This is a genomic window from Streptomyces sp. GMY02, assembly GCF_019056675.1.
Taxonomy (GTDB): domain Bacteria; phylum Actinomycetota; class Actinomycetes; order Streptomycetales; family Streptomycetaceae; genus Streptomyces; species Streptomyces odonnellii.
In genome coordinates this window covers 617,906-636,583 of record NZ_CP077658.1, presented here as the reverse complement: position 1 = coordinate 636,583, position 18,678 = coordinate 617,906, and the positions used below count along the sequence as shown (strand labels likewise).

The following is an 18,678-nucleotide window of genomic DNA, read 5'->3' as shown; positions in this document are numbered from 1 at the left end:
CGAGGGTCGGACTGTCGGAGTTCATACGGGGAGGAGCGGCCCATGCCCATCGCCACGGTCAATCCCGCCACCGGGGAGACGCTCAAGACCTTTGACGCGCTGGGACCCGAGGAGATCGAGCGCCGCGTCGCCACCGCCCACGCCGCGTTCCGGCGCTATCGCACCACCGCATTCGACGAGCGTGCCCGGCTGCTGAACCGCGCCGCCGGACTGCTCGACCGGGACGGGCCCGACATCGCCCGCACCATGACCACCGAGATGGGCAAGCCGGTCGCCGCCGCCCGTGCCGAGGCCGCGAAGTGCGCGAAGGCGATGCGCTGGTACGCCACGCACGCCGGGGAACTGCTCGCCGACGAACTCCCCGCCGACGCCGACGTCAAGGACAGCGGGGCCTCCCGGGTGCGGGTCCACTACCGGCCGCTGGGCGTGGTGCTCGCGGTGATGCCGTGGAACTTCCCGCTCTGGCAGGTCGTACGGTTCGCCGCTCCCGGCCTGATGGCGGGCAATGTCTGCCTCCTCAAGCACGCCTCGAACGTGCCGCAGACCGCGCTCTATCTGGAGGATCTCTTCCGGCGCGCGGGCTTCCCGGCCGGCTGTTTCCAGACTCTGCTGGTCGGATCGGACGCGGTCGAATCCGTCCTGCGCGACCCACGGGTGGCCGCCGCGACGCTCACCGGCAGCGAACCGGCCGGGCGCTCGGTGGCGGCGATCGCGGGCGACGAGGTCAAGAAGACCGTCCTGGAACTGGGCGGCAGCGACCCGTACGTCGTGATGCCCTCCGCGGACATCGAGCGGGCGGCCAGGACCGCGGTGACGGCCCGGGTGCAGAACAACGGCCAGTCGTGCATCGCCGCCAAGCGGTTCATCGTGCACGAGAAGGTGTACGACGCCTTCGCCGCGCGGTTCACCGCCGGGATGCGCGAGCTGACCGTGGGCGATCCGCTCGACGAGTCCACCGACATCGGGCCGCTCTCCACCGAGCGAGGCCGCGCCGACCTGGAGGAACTCGTCGAGGACGCGCTGCGCCGGGGAGCGACCGCGCTGTGCGGCGGCCGGCGCCCGGAGAAGTACGAACGGGGCTGGTACTACGAGCCCACCGTCCTGACCGGCATCACCGACGCGATGCGGATCCATCACGAGGAGGCGTTCGGCCCGGTGGCCACGCTGTACCGGGCCGCGGGTCCGGACGAGGCGGTGGAACTGGCCAACGACACACCGTTCGGGCTGAGTTCCAACGTATGGACGCGCGACGAGGACGACGTACGCCGCTTTGTCCGCGACCTGGAGGCGGGCGGGATCTTCTTCAACGGAATGACGGCCTCGCACCCGGCGCTGCCCTTCGGGGGAGTGAAGAGATCGGGGTACGGGCGGGAGCTGTCGGCGCACGGGATCCGCGAGTTCTGCGACATCACGACGGTATGGCACGCGGCGGAGCCGACCGGGGACTGAGCCCGAGCGGGCCGGAGGCTTACGCCTGGCCCGCTCTCGGCCCGTGGGGCCCTCAGCTTTCCTCTGCTTGCTCCGTGGGCGCTTGCTCCGCCGGGAACTCACCGGCGAGCGCGGCTGCCATCCGGAGCTGGGTGGCGGCCTCGGCACGCCGGCCCTGCCGCTCCAGGGTGCGCCCCAGCATGAGCCGCGCGTACGCCTCCACCGGGTCGCGCTCCAGTACGGTACGCAGCTCGGCCTCCGCCTTTCCCAGCCGGGCCGAGTGGTAGTACGTACGGGCGAGCAGCAGCCGGGGGGCCACCTGCTCCGGCACCTCGGCCACCAGGCCGGCGAGGATACGGGCGGCCGTCAGATACTCCTTGGCCTCGAAGAAGAGCTGAGCGCGGTCCCAGCGCTCGGCGGCTGTCCCGTACTCGTAGTAGGTGTCCACTTATCCTCCTGTTCCGGTGTCGTACGCCCACAACAGGCCTGGTTGGTTGAAAATTCCACGATCGATAGAGTGTGGGTACCGGTGGTGCGGATACCGCTGGATACTGCCCCTCCGGACGCCACGGGATTAGGTTGTGCGCCATGAGCAATCTTGATCGTCAGGCCGCCGTCACCGTCTGCGGCGGTCGCGGCTTCGTCGTCGCCGAACCGGTGCGCGAGCTGCTGAGCCCGCGCCGGGTCCAGCTCGGCGAATCCACCGAGGTCCGCCGACTGCTGCCCAACCTCGGCCGCCGCATGGTGGGCGCGTGGGCCTTTGTCGACCACTACGGCCCGGACGACATCGCGGACGAGCCGGGGATGCAGGTGCCGCCGCACCCCCATATGGGCCTCCAGACGGTGAGCTGGCTGCACGAGGGCGAGATCCTGCACCGGGACAGCGTGGGCAGCCTCCAGACCGTACGGCCACGGGAACTGGGCCTGATGACCTCGGGCCGGGCGATCTCCCACTCCGAGGAGAGCCCGAAGTCACATGCGCGCTTTCTGCACGGCGCCCAGCTCTGGGTGGCGCTCCCCGACGCCCACCGCCAGGTCGAGCCGCACTTCCAGCACCACGCGGACCTGCCCACGGTCACGGCCCCGGGACTGACCGCCACCGTCATCCTCGGCACACTGGACGGCGCGGTCTCACCCGGCACGGCGTACACCCCCCTGACCGGCGCGGACCTGTCCCTGACCGGCGGCACCCGGACCCGCCTCCCCCTCGAACCGGACTTCGAGTACGCGGTCCTCTCGATGTCCGGCGAAGCCGAGGTCGACGGCGTCCCCGTACTCCCCGGCTCGATGCTCTACCTCGGCTGTGGCCGCTCCGAACTCCCCCTCCACGCACGGTCCGACGCGGGCCTGATGCTCCTCGGCGGCGAACCGTTCGAGGAGGAGATCGTCATGTGGTGGAACTTCATCGGCCGTACGCAGGAGGAAATCGAGGAGGCCCGGCGCGGCTGGATGGAGGGCTCCCGGTTCGGCGAGGTGCGCGGCTACGACGGCGACCGCCTCGCCGCCCCGGCCCTTCCGCCGACCCCGCTGAAACCGCGCGGACGCACGCGCTGATCCGCGCGTGCGTGGTGTGTTCGTTGGCGCGGTGACACAAGGCCGGCCGGCCGCCCGAGGAGTGTGCTCGGGCGGCCGGCCGTCCGCTTCAGCAGCGGGTGTTGAGAATCTCGGCGAGGGTGTCGTACTCGGCGTCGGTGACCGACAGATGGTAGATGTGCTTGGTGTGGATCCACGATCTGGCGTAGGTGCACCAGTGTGAGAGCGCGGGCAGCCAGACGTTCGGCGGACGCTCCCCCTTGGAGGAGTTGCTGCTCACCGAGACCGACAGGAGCTGTGAGTGCTCCTGGTCATTGGCGAAGGTCCGCCGTTGCTCGGGTGTCCAGCGGCTGGCGCCCGACGTCCAGGCCTCCTTGAGCGAGACGACGTGGTCGATGGTCAGTGTCGTCGGACTGGTGTGCGCGGTGCCGTCGTACGGACTGGACCACTGGCCCGCCGTCACGGGACAACCGGTTGCCGGGGTGAGGCCCGTACCGTCCCTTCGCAGCACCGCGTGCCGTACCTCGCAGGGGCCCTCGGTGGTGAGCCAGTGCTGGAACAGGCTGCGTTGATAGCCCGAGGACGAGCCTGGCTGATTGCCCCTCAGGTCCTGTAGCTCGGCGGCCGCGACCTCCTTGCTCGGCGGTACGGGCATTCCCTGCCCGTCCATCCGGGCACGCAGCGTGTTGACGAAGGCGTCGGCGTAGTTCCGCGCGCCCGCGACGGTCGGATGGAAGGACTGGGACGAGGCACTCGCGCCGGGATCCTCTCCCTCGGTCTTGCGGAGAATGATCCGGTGAATTGTCTCGTTGAACGAGCACACGTTCTCCAGCTCGAATTCGTCGCGCGGGTCCGAGTACGTGACCGGAATGCCGCTGTTCGAGAGGGCCACCGCGTGTTCGTGCAGGACGTCGTTGAGCAGGTCGCTCATATCGTTGAGGAAGTCCAGCTCCAGTTCGTTCAGCCCGGTCAGGATCATGCAGTCGGCGTTCCGCGTGTACGGGTCCATGGCGCGCGGCGGGGCCAGCCGGGGGTATCCGGACAGGACGATTCTGGCGTTGGGTGCCTTCTGACGGATGTTCTGCAGGACGGTCGCGATGGACTCCTTGACCTTTCCGTTGATGAGCATCGGCAGGATCTGTCCGAGGTCCCCCGCGACCGGTTGGCCCAGCCAGGGCTCGGTCACCTGCTGGTACTGGCAGAAGTCCAGCGGATTCGGTGTCTCGATGGTGCACATCCTCATCACATCGGCGAAGTGCGCGTCATTGCCGCCGATATTGAGGGTGACCATGGTGGTGTTGGCGTCGAGGAAGCCGCGGTCGAGCTGTGACAGCTCCCGGTGCTGGCCCCTGCCGGTCTCGCCGAAGGCATTGCTCACCCCGGCGGGCAGCAGATTCTCCGTCTGCGCTCCGGAACAGGCCAGCAGGTGGTAGTCCATGGACGGGTCCAGCCGGTCCGCGCGGGCACCGACCGCCTCCGAGGTGCCGGGCAGAACGGCCTGCCGGGACCAGGCGTGCCGGGAGCGGTGGCAGCCGTTCCGGTATGCGGCGCCGCCGGTGCCGCTGTCGTCGGTCTCCTGGTAGTAGTCGGTCGGCGCGTTCTGGGACGCGCCCTCTCCCGAGCTGTACGAGTCGCCGAGCGCCACGATCTGGCCGGCCGGCTTCTGCGCCAGGGGCTGGAAGGCCACGGCGTCGAAGGCGATGTCCTGGGTGCCGTCGCCGTCCGCGGTGACGGAGTTGAGGGACACCGAAGGGGTTCCGGCGAAGGGGAACGCCCCGAGGGAGACCCACTCATGACGCTGTGTCTTCTGGAGCATCACCCGTTTCCTGGTCTGGCCGTTGCCGAGTTGGATGTTGTACGCGGCCTGCTGGGTGTGTGCGCCGTGGTCGGGCATGTGCACCAGCACCCGGGCCCACTGGTTGAGCGGCTGGTTCAGGGTCCAGGTCCCGGTGACGCCCCAGCTCCGCGCCGCGCTGTCGGCGGCCGTCCGTGAATGCGTGAACCAGAAGTGGCCGCCGAATCCGCCGCCGATCTGATGGAAGTCGACCTTCGAGTGGTACAGCCCGTCGGAGTGCTGCGCGAACGACAGCGCGAAGGAACCCGAACTGGTCCAGGAACGGGAGCAGTTGTTCCGTACGACGGGCACCGTGTCCGGTACGTCGTCGATGAGCAGCGCGCCTGCGGGCAGACCTGTCGAGCATCTCGGCGCGTAACGGGACCGCTGCTCGTCGGGATAGGCGCCGGTGGCGTCGGCGTCCGGCGGCTCCGGTGTGCCCGGCGAGGTGAGGACGTCGGCCTCATGACCGCAGCCTTCGCCGTTCTGCCCGCAGTTCTTCCACGAGACGGGGGCGTGCCACCAGCAGTGGGCGTCGGCCCGGGTGCACGGGTTGGGGCCCTGGCCGATGTTGTCGGGGTTGCAGCGGTTGCCGTCGGTGGCATGCAGGGAGCAGAACGTCTCCAGCGGCGGCTTGGCCCCGGACCTCAGCTCCTCGGTGTTCCACCAGGCCTGTGCGTACCCCGCCTCGTAGTTGTCACCGCCGGTCGTCTTGACGATCGGGTACGCCGCCCAGCCGATGACCTTCTCCGGGTACGGCCACCACTGCGGGTTGCGGGCGTCGTCGTACGCGTTGTGGTCGAGGAACGGCGCCCGGTCCGGCGGATAGTCGGGCCTGGCCGGGTTGTTGGTCCACCCCAGACCGTAGTTGCCGTCCGCGTCGGTGCAGGTGGGGCTCGGTGTACAGCCCGAGGTGTTGCCCGTACTGGCCTGGGGGTTGATACCGCTGTTGTACGCCCACAGCGCGGCGAACCACGACTCGATACGGGCCGGATTGCCGCCGTTGATACGGAGATTCATCTGGTACGTCTGGTTCCACTTCTCCTGGAGGATCCGCAGACCGGCGGCGATGTTCGTGGCGTAGTCGACCCCCACCGCGAGCTGCTTCTCCGGAGAGAGCGGAGTCTCACCGGGCTTCTGCCGCCCGGCCAGCCGCATCCCGTCCGTCACCTGGGCGACGCCGTAGCCGCAGTCGGCATCGCCCCAGGCGATGCCCCAGCCGTCCCCCACGCCGTAGTAGTTGCCGACCAGCGGATTGCCGGTCACCCCTTCGGCGACATGGAACGACGCCTGCCAGAGGTTCGACTCCTGGGCCATCACACCGAGCAGGATCTGGGCGGGTACCCGTCCGCCGCCGGCCAGGTCCACCGGCGGGAACATCTGCTGCGGCGACCAGGAGGCGGGCATCCCCGATTGCTTCCAGTTCGCCGGCCGGGTCGCGGTGAGGGCCTTCTGCACCGCCAGGTCGGCGGCCCACTCCACCTGACTCCAGTGCGGCTGGTACACCTGCACCCTGGAGTCGTTGCGCGCGATCGCGCAGGTACGGTCGCGGTCGACCGGATCGCTGGACGACTCGGCGGCGATACCGGCACCGGCGCGTCCCGCCGTACGGCCCGAGCCCGCGGCCGGCGCGACAGGACTGGGCGCGCTGCCCTGGGCGGCATACCGGCCGATACGTTCGGCGGCGCCGACCGTGAAGTCCACCGCCGCTCCGGTGGCCGTCACCTTCGCGCGCAGTACGGTGCCCTCCGCGGTGCCGGGCCCGGCGCTCTCCTGTGCCGTACCGCTCCGCGCGGCCCCGGCAGCAGCCTTGGCGCCCGGCGCGGGCGCCTCATGGGTGAAGGAGAGCATCCCCGCGGTGGACACCTCGGCCGCCGCCGGAACCTTCAGCCGTACGACCTGCTCCGGCAGGTCGCCCACCCTGCTCGGGGTCCCGGTGACGAACACGCGTCCACCGCCGCCCGGCCGTACCTTGACGCCGGTCAGCGGCCCGCGAGCCAGCTCCCGTACCTCCGCCGGGCCGGACAGCCGCTTCACCACCGCCGACGAGCCGTGGCGTTCGGTGAACACCACCCCGTTCTCCGCGTCGGGATGGATCCGGTACGGCACGCCCTTCGAGGACGCCAGGGTCCGTACGGCACCGGAGCGCCCCACCTCGACGAGCCGGGCACCCGACGCCGCCACGATCCCGTCCCTCCCCGGGACCGCGGACGTCACCTCGCCGGCGACCTCGTGCGACCGGACGACCGTGCCGCGCGCGGTGTCCACCACATGCAGCCGGGTCCGCCCCCGGTCGACCACCGCGGACTGGGTCAGCACCGCGCTCTCACCGGCCCCGCACCCGGGGTTGTAGTACGCCAGCGACACCGTGACGCCGAGCTTCTTCACCGCGCCGGTCCTCAGGTCCACCACGGCGGCGAAGGCCCCGCGGTCGAAGAGATGGGCCCTGTTGGTGAAGTGACGGGGCGCGTAGACCACCACGGCACGGTGGCCGGATGCCGTGACACACGCGTTGCCCACCCATGTGTCGCTCTCGATCCAGGGCTCGGACAGAGTCGCCGCCGTACGCCAGGTGTAGCCCGTCCGCGCCTCGGCCACCAGCAGATGGAAGCCGGTCGCGTCGCCGTCCGTGGTCCAGGCCAGATCGGAGGAGGTACGCCAGCCACGCGGCAGCGCCTTGTCGCGGAGGGCGGGCGCGACGGTCGACAGGTCGGTTCCGCCCTGCCCGCCGGCCGCGGGCCCGCGGCCGGAGATCCCTGGCGGGTCCGACGGGGGCGCGCCGGCCACGGCCGGGGGTGCCGACAGCAGACCGGCCCACAGCGCCGCGCACACCCCCAATATCAGTGTCAGAGTCAACTTCTTGGATTGCAGCACGTCGAAGCACCTTCTCAGCCGGAACGACACAGGCCGGGAGCGGACAGCGACGGTGAACCGCGCTCCGTGAAGGCGCCGGTGGGGCCGCGGTCCCGCGACCCCACCGGCGGGGCTTCCCCCGTGGTGAATGGCGTGCCCGCCGGCCGTGCGCGCACGGCCGGCGGGCGGTGTTCGTGGTCGGACAGCACTCATGGCCGGACGGGCGCCGTGGTCATACGGGCACCGGCGTCAGACCGCGCTCATGGTCAGACGGGCGAGTGCTGGCACTTGTTCGTCATGGTGTTGGCCGGCCAGGTCCACACCGGGTACTGGATCCAGTTCTTGGTCTGCGGGCCGTAGCCCCCGTCCTCGGAGATCCCCGCGCCGAAGGCATCGTTCGCCCATCTCTGGGTGTCCAGGACCGCGGCCCTGGTCTGCGGTCCGAAGTCCCGGTCGACGGAGATGTCGTAGCCGCGGCAGTAACGCAGCCCCCGCTGCAGTGTGGTGACCGCGTCACCGTAGTTGCCCTGTTGGAGCAGGCAGTTGACCGTACCGGTCTGGTAACCCGCGCTGGGGACATGCACCACGTAGTCGGTCGTGCCGGTGGCGTAGTAGGTGGTCCAGCTCGTGCAGGTGGGCGTCGCCGCCTGCGCGGGAGCCGCCGACACGGCAGTGGCTCCGGCGGCGAGTGCGAACGCCGCCAGGAGGGAGTTGAGTTTCCGCATGATGAACCCTCTCGTCACTTGGTCATGACCGAGGGGTGCGGATTCGCCGCACACGGCGTTCACCCCCCGGTACCGCCAGGGTCTTTCGTTTGGATCAGGCCGGATCAGGGAGCGGGGTCTGGTGCCGTGCATCGCAAGGCGGAGGAGGGAGCCATGGCGGAGCCCTGGTGACCGACGACAACGCCGCGAGGTGCGGCGTCAGGGCCTGCGAGCCCGGCCTGATCCAAACGAGAGGCCCTAGTCACAGGTATAGTCACCGCCGGGTTGTCCAGCACGGGTGTGTCCTGCTGGACAAACAACGGCTTGTCGGTCGGGCTGGGTTCGGACGGGTGGGGTGTGGGGCGTCCTGAGCGTGAGCTGGATCCTGAGGCGGGGCCGCTTCAGCGATTCGCTTCGGAATTACGCCGGTTGCGGGCGACGGCGGGGCTGAGCTACCGCGAGCTGTCCAAGCGCGCCCACTTCTCGGTCACCGCGCTCTCCGAGGCGGCGGGCGGCGAACGGCTGCCGAGCCTCGCCGTCACCCTGGCCTACGCGGAAGCGTGCGGAGGCGAACGGGCCGACTGGGAGGAGCGCTGGCGGAAGCTGAGCGCCGAACTGGCCCCGGAGGCACCCGTTCCGGACCGGAGCACCGAGGACGCCCCGTACCTCGGGCTCGCCACCTTCGGTGTCGCGGACGAGGAGCGGTTCTTCGGCCGGGGGCGCTGATCGCCGAACTGCGCTCCAGGCTGGCGGAGTTGCCCCTCCTCGCGGTGTTCGGGGCGTCCGGCGCGGGCAAGTCCTCGCTGCTGCGGGCGGGCCTGCTGCCCGCGCTCCACAAGGAATCGGCCACGGGCGGCGGCACCTGGCGAACGGTCCTGCTCACTCCTGGTGACCGTCCGGTGCAGGAGCTCGCGATCCATCTCGCGAACCTGCTCCGCGTCCCGGCGAGCGTGCTGCACGACACCCTGCGCGACAGCCCGGAGAGCCTGCGGATCACGGTCCGGCAGATAGTCGCCGATCACCCGGGCCCCGCCCAGGTGCTGATCCTGGTCGACCAGTTCGAGGAGATCTTCACCCTCTGCCAGGACGCCGGGGAGCGCCGCCGCTTCATCGAACTGCTGCTGGCCGTGGCCGGGGAACCGGCCGTACGGGTCGTCCTCGGGATCCGCGCCGACTTCTACGCCCGGTGCGCCGAGCACGACGGACTCGTACAGGCCCTGGACGGCCACCAGTTGCTGATCGGCCCCATGGACGCCGCGGATCTGCGGCATGTCGTCACGGGCCCGGCCAGACGCGCCGGGATCAAGGTCGAACCCGAACTGGTCGAGACCGTGGTGGCGGAGGCGCAGAACCGGCCGGGCGCGCTGCCCCTGGTCTCGCACGCGCTCCTGGAGACCTGGCGGCGCCGCCGGGGCGCGGCACTCACCGCGGCGGCCTACCGCGCCGCCGGCGGTGTGCACGGCGCGATCGCGCAGAGCGCCGAGGCGGCGTACGGCGAACTGGACGCGGCGCAGCAGCGGATCGCGGAGGAGACGGTCCTGCGCCTGATCGCGCCCGGCGACGGCACCGAGGCCACCCGCTGCCGCGCGCCGCTGGGCGAACTCCTCGGCGGCCCCGACAGCGCGGCGGTGTCGGCCGTACTCGACCGGCTGATCGCGGCGCGCCTGGTCACCTCCGACAGCCAGGGGGTGACCATCGCCCATGAGGCGGTGATACGGAAGTGGCCCCGGCTGCGCTCCTGGCTGGCCGAGAACGAGGAACTGCTGCGGGCGCAGCGGCGGTTGACGGTGGACGCGCGGGAGTGGGACCAGCACGGCCGGGACACCGGCTTCCTCTACCGCGGAGCGCGGCTGGCCTGGTGGGACGCCCGCGAAACCGCCCGGTTCAACACGACGGAGTCCGCGTTCCTGGAGGCCGCGCGCCGGGTGGAGGCCCAGGCGCGGGCCGGTGTCCGGCGGCGCACCCGGTTCACCCTCGCCGCCCTGAGCACCGGGGTCGTGGTGGTGAGCGCGCTGGCGGGGGTGGCACTGGCGCAGGCGGACCGCGCGTCGGCCGAGCGCGCCACGGCGACCTCCCGGCAGCTCGCCGCCGAGGCGAGGGCCCAGCTCCTGGCCGACCCCCGCCAGGCCCTGTCGATGGCCAGGCGTGCGTACCGGACCGCGCCGACCCGCGAGGCCGACGCCGTACTGCGGCAGGCCGTCGCCGACGACCGGCAGATCGCGGTGGTCCCCGGCGAGCGGGGCCGGGCGCTGGGGGTGGCGTTCAGCGCGGACGGGCACTGGCTGGCCGACACCAGCACCGACGGCACGGTGCGGATCTGGCGCTGGTCCCGCACCGGTGTCTCCGGGCACGAGCCGGCCGCGGTGCTCCGAGGCCATCGCAGCGAGGCCTGGAGCCCGGTCTTCAGCCCCGACGGACGGCGCCTCGCGACCGCCGGACTCGACGGCACCGTACGGGTGTGGGACGTCCGTGGCCGCGCGGAGCCGCTGGTGCTGCGCGGGCATCGCGGACCGGTGTGGAATGTGGCGTTCAGCCCGGATGGATCCCGGATCGCCAGCGCGGGCGACGACGGTACGGCTCGGATCTGGGACGCGGGCGGCCGGGGCACTCCCACCGTTCTGCGCGGGCATCAGGGGCCCGTCATCGGTGTGGCGTTCAGCCCGGACGGGCGGCGGGTCGCGAGCGGCGGCGAGGACAGCACCGTACGGCTGTGGAACGCCTCGGGCCGGGGCGGTCCCCGGGTGCTGCGCGGCCATGAACAGAACGTGAAACGCCTGGCGTTCAGCCCCGACGGAAGCCTGCTGGCCAGCGCCAGTGTGGACGGGACGGCCCGGGTCTGGCCCACCGCCGGCGGTGGCGCACCGCTCGTACTGCGCGGCCACGACGGTACGGTGGAGGGTGTGGCGTTCAGTCCGGACGGCACCCGCGTGGTCACCGCCAGCGACGACGCGACGATGCGGGTCTGGAACGCCTCGGCGGCCGCCGTACCGCTCGTCCTGAGGGGGCATCAGGGGACCGTCTGGTCGGCCCAGTTCAGTCCGGACGGACGCTGCCTCGCCAGTGCCAGTGAGGACGGCTCGGTCCGTGTCTGGGATCCCAGAGGACCCGGCGACCCCGTCGTACTGCGCGGCCATGACGGAGCGGCCTGGGCCGCGGTCGTCCTGCCGGGCGACATCTCCTCCGGGGCCGACGCGGCCGGACCGCGGGTGGCCGGCGGCGGACAGGACGGCACTCTCAGGATCTGGCACACCGCCACCGGCACCCGGCGAGTGCTGCGGGGCCATGGGGACGAGATAGTCGGCATGGCCGCGGCCCCGGACGGACGCCGGGTGGCGAGCGCCGGCCTCGACGGCACCGTACGGGTCTGGGACACCACGCGCACCGGCCGTCCCGTGATCCTCCGGGGGTACGAGGGCGGCGCCTGGTCCGTTGCCTTCAGCCCCGACGGGAAGCGGATCGCGGGTGTCGACGGCGAAGGCGCGCTACGGATCGAGCCGGCCGCAGGCGGACCCGCCGAGCGGGTGCTCCGGGCGCCGCGCGGCCTCTTCCGTACCGTCGCGTTCAGTCCGGACGGGCGCGTGATCGCCGCGGCCGGCACCGACGCGATCATCAGGATCTGGGACCTGGAGCGGGCCGGAGCCCCGCGGCTCCTCCACAGCCGCCAGGGCTTCACCTGGTCCGTGGCGTTCAGTCCGGACGGCCGCAGGCTCGCCGCCGCCGGGAGCGACGGCACCGTACGGATCTGGGATCTGGAACGGCCGGGCGATCCGGTGGTCCTCGACGGCCATCAGGGCTTCGCGTGGTTCGTGGTGTTCAGCCCGGACGGGCGGTGGATCGCCAGCGCGGGCAAGGACGGCACCGTACGGCTCTGGCCGTCCGGCACCGCCTCGGAACCGGTCACCTTCGGCGGATTCGGCGCGTCGGTGGAGAGCGTCGCCTTCACCTCCGACAGCCGCCGGCTGGTCACCGCCCACGACGACGGTACGGTCCGGCTGTGGGCCTGCGAGGTCTGCGGGCCCGCCGAACGGATCCTGGCGCTCGCGGACGCGCACCTCGCGGGCCCGGCGGGTCCGGCCGGACCGGGCTTCAGGGAGTGAGTCCCGGAGCTGCCGGCCTGCACCATGCCGTCCCGAGATCATGGGACGACGCCCCGCCGGCAAAAACCCGTTGGCGGACCACGGCGACCACTGTTAGCTTTCCGGAGGCCGTGCGAGAGAACGAGGAGGTGGTACCCGTGAACGTATCGACATGGGTGCTCCCCTCCGGGGTCACGGTCGGGCGATAGGTCGTCCGGGAGCGCCGTTCAAGCGCACTCCCGAAAGGCACGACCATGCATTTCACTTCCGAGCAGCGTCTCGACGACGGTGTCCTCGAACGCGAATTCACCCTCGGCGAGATCCCCGGCACCCTGTGGACACCTGAATCCGCCGCGCCGGCCCCGCTGATCCTGATGGCCCACAACAACGGCCTGCCCAAGTCGGAGCCCCGGCTGGTGGCCCGGGCCCGGTACACCGCGGCGCACGGTTACGCGGTGGCCTCCATCGACGCCGCCGGGTGCGGTGACCGGCCCCGTTCCGCCGCCGACGAGCAGGCTCGTACCGACCTCCGGCGGGCGATGCGGGCCGGCGAGCCGGTCGACGAGATCTTCGAGTCCCTGGTGGGCCCGCTGGTCGACAACGCGGTCCCGGAATGGCGGACCGCCCTGGACGCCCTCATGTCGCTGCCCGGGATCGGCGGCCCGGTCGGGTACTCGGGGTGGACCGCCCTGGGTATCCGCCTGGCGGTGACCGAGCCGCGCATCGCCGCCGCCGGCTTCTTCGCCGGGGGGTACGTGCCCCGCGCCCAGCGTGAGGAGGCCCGGCAGGTCACCGTTCCGCTGCTGTTCCTGTTGCAGTGGGACGACGAGGGGAACCCCCGGCAACGGGCCCTGGACCTGTTCGACGTCTTCGGCAGCAAGGAGAAGACGCTGCACGCCAATCCGGGCGGGCACACCGGTACCCCGTGGTTCGAGCTGGAGGACGGGAACCGGTTCTTCGGGCGGCATCTGAAGTAAGGCCGGGCCGTCCGGCCGGCGGCAGAGGGTAGGCGGCGCCGGCCGGGAAGCCGCTCATCGAGGACGGGCCCCGGCCCTCCTCGATGAGCGGCGCCCGGCAGACGCACAACCGCCCCGATCGCGGCGGTACCGGCCATCGTCGGTACCGGCCGGTCGGGGCGGCAGCCATCACGCCGTGTCAGTCCAGTTGCGTCACTGCTTCAGCGGGATCGGTACCGTCTCGCTGATCGGCGACTGGCGACTGATCATCTTCTGGGCGGCGCCCGCGAGGCGCAGGTAGAAGTCGGACGACATCGCCTTGCCGTCGGCGTTCAGGGTCAGGAAGTACTGGTTCGTCGGAATCATCGAGGAGTCCTCGGCGGCCGGGGCGATGGCGGTCGCCTCGTCGTATTCGTCGAACATCGCGATGAACGCGGAGTTGGCACCGGACCTGGTGACGCCCACGGCCTGCTTCCACATGAAGTCGCCGGCCTGCCGGGGGATCTGGTTCCGGGCGCTGCCCGGCTTCCAGTTGGACCACGCGAAGCCGGGGTAGATGACCGGCTGGTAGTCCTGGCCGTTCGCTTTCAACTGCGCCTGGTCGGCGGCGAACAACTCGTTGTTCACCGCGGCCGAGCCCACATTCCAGGGCGACACCATGTTCAGCGCGCGGTAGACGGGCCCGAAGCCCGGCTTCGCGTTGGAGTCCGTGCGCCAGCCGCGCGGGACCCCGCCGATGACGTACGCGCCCTGGCTCTTGAACCAGTTGACCAGTTCCAGACTCTGCTGGAGTGTGCCGGCCCGGTTTGAGACCCCGAGACCCCACAGTTCGACGACCGGCTTGCCGCCTTCGCGCGCGTACGCGGGTGAACTGGTGAGCTTCATCGTGTTGTTGATGGTGTTCGTCCAGTCGTTCCTGATCGTCTGGACGATGTTGGCATCCGTCAGGCCGCTGAGGTCGTACTCGATGTAGAAGCCGCGGCCGTATTTCTGGGCGGCGTCACGGGCCTTGAGTGTGATGTCGTTGCGCTGCCTGTTGCGCGGTGAGCCCGGGCTCAGGATGTCGCTGCCGAAACGCTGCATGGCCGCGCCATCGATGCCGTACTGCTGCATCCAGCGGAAGTGCAGGTCCACAACGGCGGTCGGGTAGGAGGAGAAGAGCTTGGAGGGACGGCCGTTGCCGAGATTCGCGTACCCCGTCTGGAAGAGAACGTTGTCGGGGTAGGCGGAAACGTCGGGGTACAGCTCGAAGGTCTGATTGCCGGGGGACGGCCGACTGGTGCCCCAATGGGTCCAGTTGTTGAGGGGCGAGCCGTCACCGGACGCGGCGAACCAGCCCTGGTAGCCCGCGTACACCTTGCCCTTCACACCGGGCGCGGCGGCGGCGACCGCTGTGCGCGTGCTGTCCTGGGCCGCGGTGTCCGCCTGGGAAAGGCCACCACTCGTACCCGCCCAGATGAGGGCTGGCACCAGTGACAGCGTGACAGTGAGGCGGAGTCTCACATTGCGCAATCCGTACATGCTTTTTCTGCTCCGAAGGTGGGGGGTGTGAGCGACCACGGGCTGTGAGGGGGGTCCGGCGTGGCCACGTCAAAGATGTTTTCGCCATACTGCCCAATCCGAATTGCATGTCAATACATGCCGAACGCCACAGCACTCCCCGGCCGCTGAGCCACGCGAGGCGTTGGCATGGGCAGCCGGTGCCGACCGGGCCGTGCGGTGTGAATCATTGGACCGCCTCGACCCCGAGGCAGCCGCGATCTCCACCACCGGCATCAGCCGGGTAGTTGACCAGCTCTACCGGATCCATGAAGCGTTCGACCGGGCCTCGAAGGCCGCCGAAGTCGCCGCGTCGCTGGGGAAACCCACCGCCGACTGGGACGACCACCCCTTGGAGTCCATTCTCGATAGCTGGCTGCGACCGCAGCTCGCGCCGCACCTTGAGCCTCCTGTCATCAGGGAACTGATGCTCCAGCCCGACGACGAACGGAGCCGAATTCGGCAGGGTGATACGGTGTCGGCGTTCGTGTCCGATCCGGATCGAGGAAGTTGGGAGGTGAGGTTGATGACCGCGCTCAAGGCCACTGCCCTGTGCTCTGCCCGGACCACCCTCACGTCCCGGGCTGTGGCCTGACCTCATCTGGATTCGCCTCGCTGGGAGCGTGAGCTCGCGAGGCAACACCGATACGAACCCACCATGAAACGGATCTCCGTCCATCGTGAGCATCAACTGGATCACGCGCGCTGAGACCAGCGCCGACATCTCCACCATCCGCGACATCAGCCTCGCCGCGTTTGACACTCCATTGGAGGCCGACCTCGTCGACGCCCTGCGCGCAGACGCCTCGTGGATCGACGGACTGTCCATCGTCGCCACCGACCACGACGGCAAGCTCATCGGCCACGCTCTGCTGACCCGCTGCCACATCGACGAGACCCCGGCCCTGTGCCTGGGCCCCGTCGCTGTCAGGCCCGAGTACCAGAAGATGGGCGCGGGCTCCGCGGCGATCCGCGCCTCGTTGCGGGCTGCCAAGGAGCTGGGCGAGCACTTCGTCACCGTCCTCGGACACCCGACGTACTACCCGCGGTTCGGCTTCACTCGCGCTTCCCAGCACGGCATCGGACTCAGCATCGACGTCCCGGATGAGGCCATGATGGCTCTCACCCTCGACGCCGACCACCCGCTGCCCAGCGGCACGATCCACTACGCCGCACCGTTCGGTATCTAACCAATGCCCGCCGTGCCGGGGTGCCACCGCGCCCCGGCACGGCGGTTCCCGACTGCTTCCCCTCACAGCGCGCCAGGTCGAATGCAGACCTGCCGGCCACGGCACTCCGATCCGCTCAACCCCGTCGCGGACCGGCCGGCTGAACTCGCCGCCCGCTGGACGGCGACACGGCCGGGGAACACCGAGCCGGCTGGGGTCGACCTCGCGCGCCGGGCCCTGGTCGCGGCCCGGGAGGCAATGAGGAAGAACGGCGTCACCCGCAAGAAGCCGAAGCGCGGCACCGGACAGGTGGTACGGCGCGATGACCGCGAGCTGCTCGGGCTCCGCGGCCGAGCGCTGCATCTTGTGGCTGGGGGCTTGAACCGGCGGCTCGTTGTGCTCCGGCAGCTCTGTGTGTACGCGTCGGCTGGTTTTCGCTCCTCCTGGGTGATGACGTGGATGCGCCCGGCGGTTGACGCCCGTGGGGGATGCGCATACCGGGAGCGGCGCTGGCTTTCCCTGCCTGCGCCACGTGGGTTGCCGTCCGAGGCCGGCCCGCACGAGTCCCTCGGTGGGGCCCGATGGTGCTCGGCTGGCTCGGCTCGGGGTCGTTGTTCGCGTGGAGCGGCTGGAAGCTTCCGTTCACCCTGTACCTGGCGGTCGCGCGACCGGCCGACGCGGCCCTCCCGGAAAACCTCGCGCTCGCGGCAGTGCTGCACGTTGCGGCGGTGGGGGCGGGCGCCGCGATGCTGAGGGCGCTCGTTCGTACGCGCCCGGTGTCATCGAGCTCGTAGCGAACCCTCTCCCGCATGCGAACGAGGTCCAGGTGGCCATCCTGGACGCCCACCGGACCGCATGACGGGCTGACCACCCAGTCTCCGCAGGCGCACAGCGTGGCGGTCGCCGTGCCGGGACCGGACCCCACCCGGCGCGGCGGCCGTTGTCACGCGGGGGTCAGACGGCGGCGACGGTCTCCGTGGCCTCTGCCTCGGGGGCTGCGTTTCTCGGGCCGCGGAGCGTGACGTAGACGAACAGCACGCCCATGACGGCGACGCCTGCCCACATGGCCTGCTGCCATCCGTCGATAAAGGACTGCTGCGCGGCATGGACCAGGTCTTGCGCGTGCGTGCCTGTTCCGCCCGCCGCCTCAACGGCATTGGCGATGCCTTCCCGCGCGGTGTCCGCGGCCTCCTGAGGCATGCCCTGAGGAATGTTCCGCAGACGGTTGTCGATGGCGCCGCGGTAGCCGGCGGACAGCAGCGCGCCGAGCAGGGCGACTCCGAGGGCGGTGCCGAACTCGCGGGTGACGTCATTGAGCGCGGAGGCGACACCCTGCTTCTCGCGCGGCAGGGAGCCGGTGATGGCCTCGGTGGAGGGTGTCATCGACAGGCCCATGCCGATGCCCATGGCGAGCATGCCGGGCAGGATGGCCGGGTAGCCGCCGTCCACGGAGACGAAGACGGCCATGAGCGCCAGACCGACGGCGGCCAGTGCGATGCCTACGGCCATGGTCGCGCGGGAGCCGATACGTGCGGTCGGCTTCGGGGCGAGGCCGGAGGCTGTCATCATCATGACGGCCATGGGCATCAGCGCGAGCGTGGACAGCAGCCCCGACCAGCCGAGGACGGCCTGGAAGAAGGGGAAGAGGACCACGGCGATGCCCGCCTGGACACCGAAGACCACCAGCAGGGTGATCGAGCCGCCGGCGAGACCGCGCTCACGGAACAGGCGTACGTCCAGCAGCGACGCGTCCCGGCGGCGCAGTTCCCAGACGACGAAGCCGATGGCGGCAACAAGGCCCACGGCGAGGCCGATCAGCGTCGCGGGCGCGGTCCAGCCACGCTCCGGGCCCTCCTGCAGAACGAAGATGAGCCCGACCACAGCGACGGTCGACACCAGCGCGCCGACGGTGTCAAACGAATGGGCTGAGCGTTCACGGGAGTTGGGAACCGACTTCAGTGTCATGGCCAGGGCCACGAGGACCAGAACCACGGGCAGGACGAACAGCCCGCGCCAGTCGGCGACATCGACGAGGAGCGCGGAGAGGAACATGCCCAGGACGCCGCCGCCTCCGGCGAGGCCGGTCCACACACCGATCGCCTTGCCTCGTTGCTCCTCGGGGAAGGTGGACGTGATGACGGCGAGGGTGATGGGCATGATCATCGCCGCGCCGATTCCGCCGGCCACGCGCGCGGTCAGCATGACCTCCGCTGTCGGGGCCAGGCCCGCGGCGACGTTGGCGACGCCGAAGACACCCAGCCCGGCGATGAGCATGGGCTTGCGGCCCAGGCGGTCACCGATGGCGCCGAGCGGCAGCAGCAGCGCGGCCAGGGCGAGGGTGTAGATGTTGATGATCCACAGAATGGTGTTCTGCGAGGCGCCGAACTCGACGGCCATGTGCGTCTGAGCGACGTTCAGCCCGGACACCGACGCGATGACGGCCATCAGCGCGATGGACACGGCGATCAGGATGGAGCGCAGCCGTCGCGCATCCGGTGGTGCGCCCTCGCCGCTCGCGTCAGCGGCTGCCACCCGTGGAGGCTGGTTCGTACTCATGGGTTCCTCTCAATAAGGGCATGCGGAGTC

Annotated in this window: 13 protein-coding genes; 8 read left to right on the top strand and 5 right to left on the bottom strand. The window is 70.7% G+C overall.

Annotated elements, in window-relative coordinates; all coding sequences use genetic code 11:
- The first annotated feature begins 42 nt into the window (after positions 1–42).
- The gene (locus KQY30_RS02640) at positions 43–1,449 is read left to right on the top strand and encodes an NADP-dependent succinic semialdehyde dehydrogenase (RefSeq protein ID WP_217305374.1); all 1,407 of its coding nucleotides are present in this window, start codon (positions 43–45) and stop codon (positions 1,447–1,449) included.
- 52 nt (positions 1,450–1,501) lie between these two features.
- On the opposite strand, the gene KQY30_RS02635 is transcribed toward KQY30_RS02640, so the two are convergent.
- Positions 1,502–1,876, bottom strand: coding sequence for a tetratricopeptide repeat protein (locus tag KQY30_RS02635; RefSeq protein ID WP_217305373.1), 375 nt, complete (start codon positions 1,874–1,876; stop codon positions 1,502–1,504).
- Between the two features lie 140 nt (positions 1,877–2,016).
- Here KQY30_RS02635 and KQY30_RS02630 point away from each other — a divergent pair, with 140 nt between their 5' ends.
- A complete protein-coding gene (locus KQY30_RS02630; protein WP_217305372.1) occupies positions 2,017–2,982 on the top strand; it encodes a pirin family protein in 966 nt (321 codons plus the stop codon).
- An 88-nt stretch (positions 2,983–3,070) separates the two neighbouring features.
- Here the strand turns inward: KQY30_RS02630 and KQY30_RS02625 are convergent, their stop codons facing one another.
- Positions 3,071–7,669 carry an SGNH/GDSL hydrolase family protein gene (locus KQY30_RS02625; RefSeq protein WP_217305371.1) on the bottom strand — a complete coding sequence of 1,533 codons (4,599 nt, stop codon included), beginning with the start codon at positions 7,667–7,669 and terminating at the stop codon, positions 3,071–3,073.
- 245 nt (positions 7,670–7,914) lie between these two features.
- On the bottom strand, positions 7,915–8,373 hold the full coding sequence (locus KQY30_RS02620; RefSeq protein ID WP_217305370.1) for a peptidoglycan-binding protein: 459 nt from the start codon (positions 8,371–8,373) through the stop codon (positions 7,915–7,917).
- Positions 8,374–8,652: 279 nt separating this feature from the next.
- Between KQY30_RS02620 and KQY30_RS02615 the strand changes: the two genes are divergently transcribed.
- From KQY30_RS02615 to KQY30_RS02605, 3 genes are all read left to right on the top strand, one after another.
- Entirely contained in the window at positions 8,653–9,078 is a 426-nt protein-coding gene (locus KQY30_RS02615) for a helix-turn-helix domain-containing protein (RefSeq protein WP_367997384.1), read from the top strand.
- Positions 9,079–9,107: 29 nt separating this feature from the next.
- The gene (locus KQY30_RS02610) at positions 9,108–12,449 is read left to right on the top strand and encodes a hypothetical protein (protein ID WP_217305368.1); all 3,342 of its coding nucleotides are present in this window, start codon (positions 9,108–9,110) and stop codon (positions 12,447–12,449) included.
- A 233-nt stretch (positions 12,450–12,682) separates the two neighbouring features.
- A complete protein-coding gene (locus KQY30_RS02605; RefSeq protein ID WP_217305367.1) occupies positions 12,683–13,405 on the top strand; it encodes a dienelactone hydrolase family protein in 723 nt (240 codons plus the stop codon).
- Positions 13,406–13,597: 192 nt separating this feature from the next.
- Here KQY30_RS02605 and KQY30_RS02600 read toward each other — a convergent pair whose 3' ends face one another.
- Entirely contained in the window at positions 13,598–14,854 is a 1,257-nt protein-coding gene (locus KQY30_RS02600) for a glycoside hydrolase family 71/99-like protein (protein WP_254406903.1), read from the bottom strand.
- Positions 14,855–15,113: 259 nt separating this feature from the next.
- Between KQY30_RS02600 and KQY30_RS02595 the strand changes: the two genes are divergently transcribed.
- The 3 genes from KQY30_RS02595 (at position 15,114) to KQY30_RS02585 (ending at position 16,886) form a co-directional block, all read left to right on the top strand.
- Entirely contained in the window at positions 15,114–15,518 is a 405-nt protein-coding gene (locus tag KQY30_RS02595) for a hypothetical protein (RefSeq protein ID WP_217305366.1), read from the top strand.
- A gap of 85 nt (positions 15,519–15,603) precedes the next feature.
- Positions 15,604–16,113 carry a GNAT family N-acetyltransferase gene (locus KQY30_RS02590; RefSeq protein WP_217305365.1) on the top strand — a complete coding sequence of 170 codons (510 nt, stop codon included), beginning with the start codon at positions 15,604–15,606 and terminating at the stop codon, positions 16,111–16,113.
- A 560-nt stretch (positions 16,114–16,673) separates the two neighbouring features.
- The gene (locus KQY30_RS02585) at positions 16,674–16,886 is read left to right on the top strand and encodes a hypothetical protein (protein ID WP_367997383.1); all 213 of its coding nucleotides are present in this window, start codon (positions 16,674–16,676) and stop codon (positions 16,884–16,886) included.
- 160 nt (positions 16,887–17,046) lie between these two features.
- On the opposite strand, the gene KQY30_RS02580 is transcribed toward KQY30_RS02585, so the two are convergent.
- Positions 17,047–18,648: an MFS transporter gene (locus tag KQY30_RS02580; protein ID WP_217305364.1), complete on the bottom strand. Its 1,602-nt coding sequence runs from the start codon at positions 18,646–18,648 to the stop codon at positions 17,047–17,049.
- Positions 18,649–18,678: the final 30 nt, after the last annotated feature.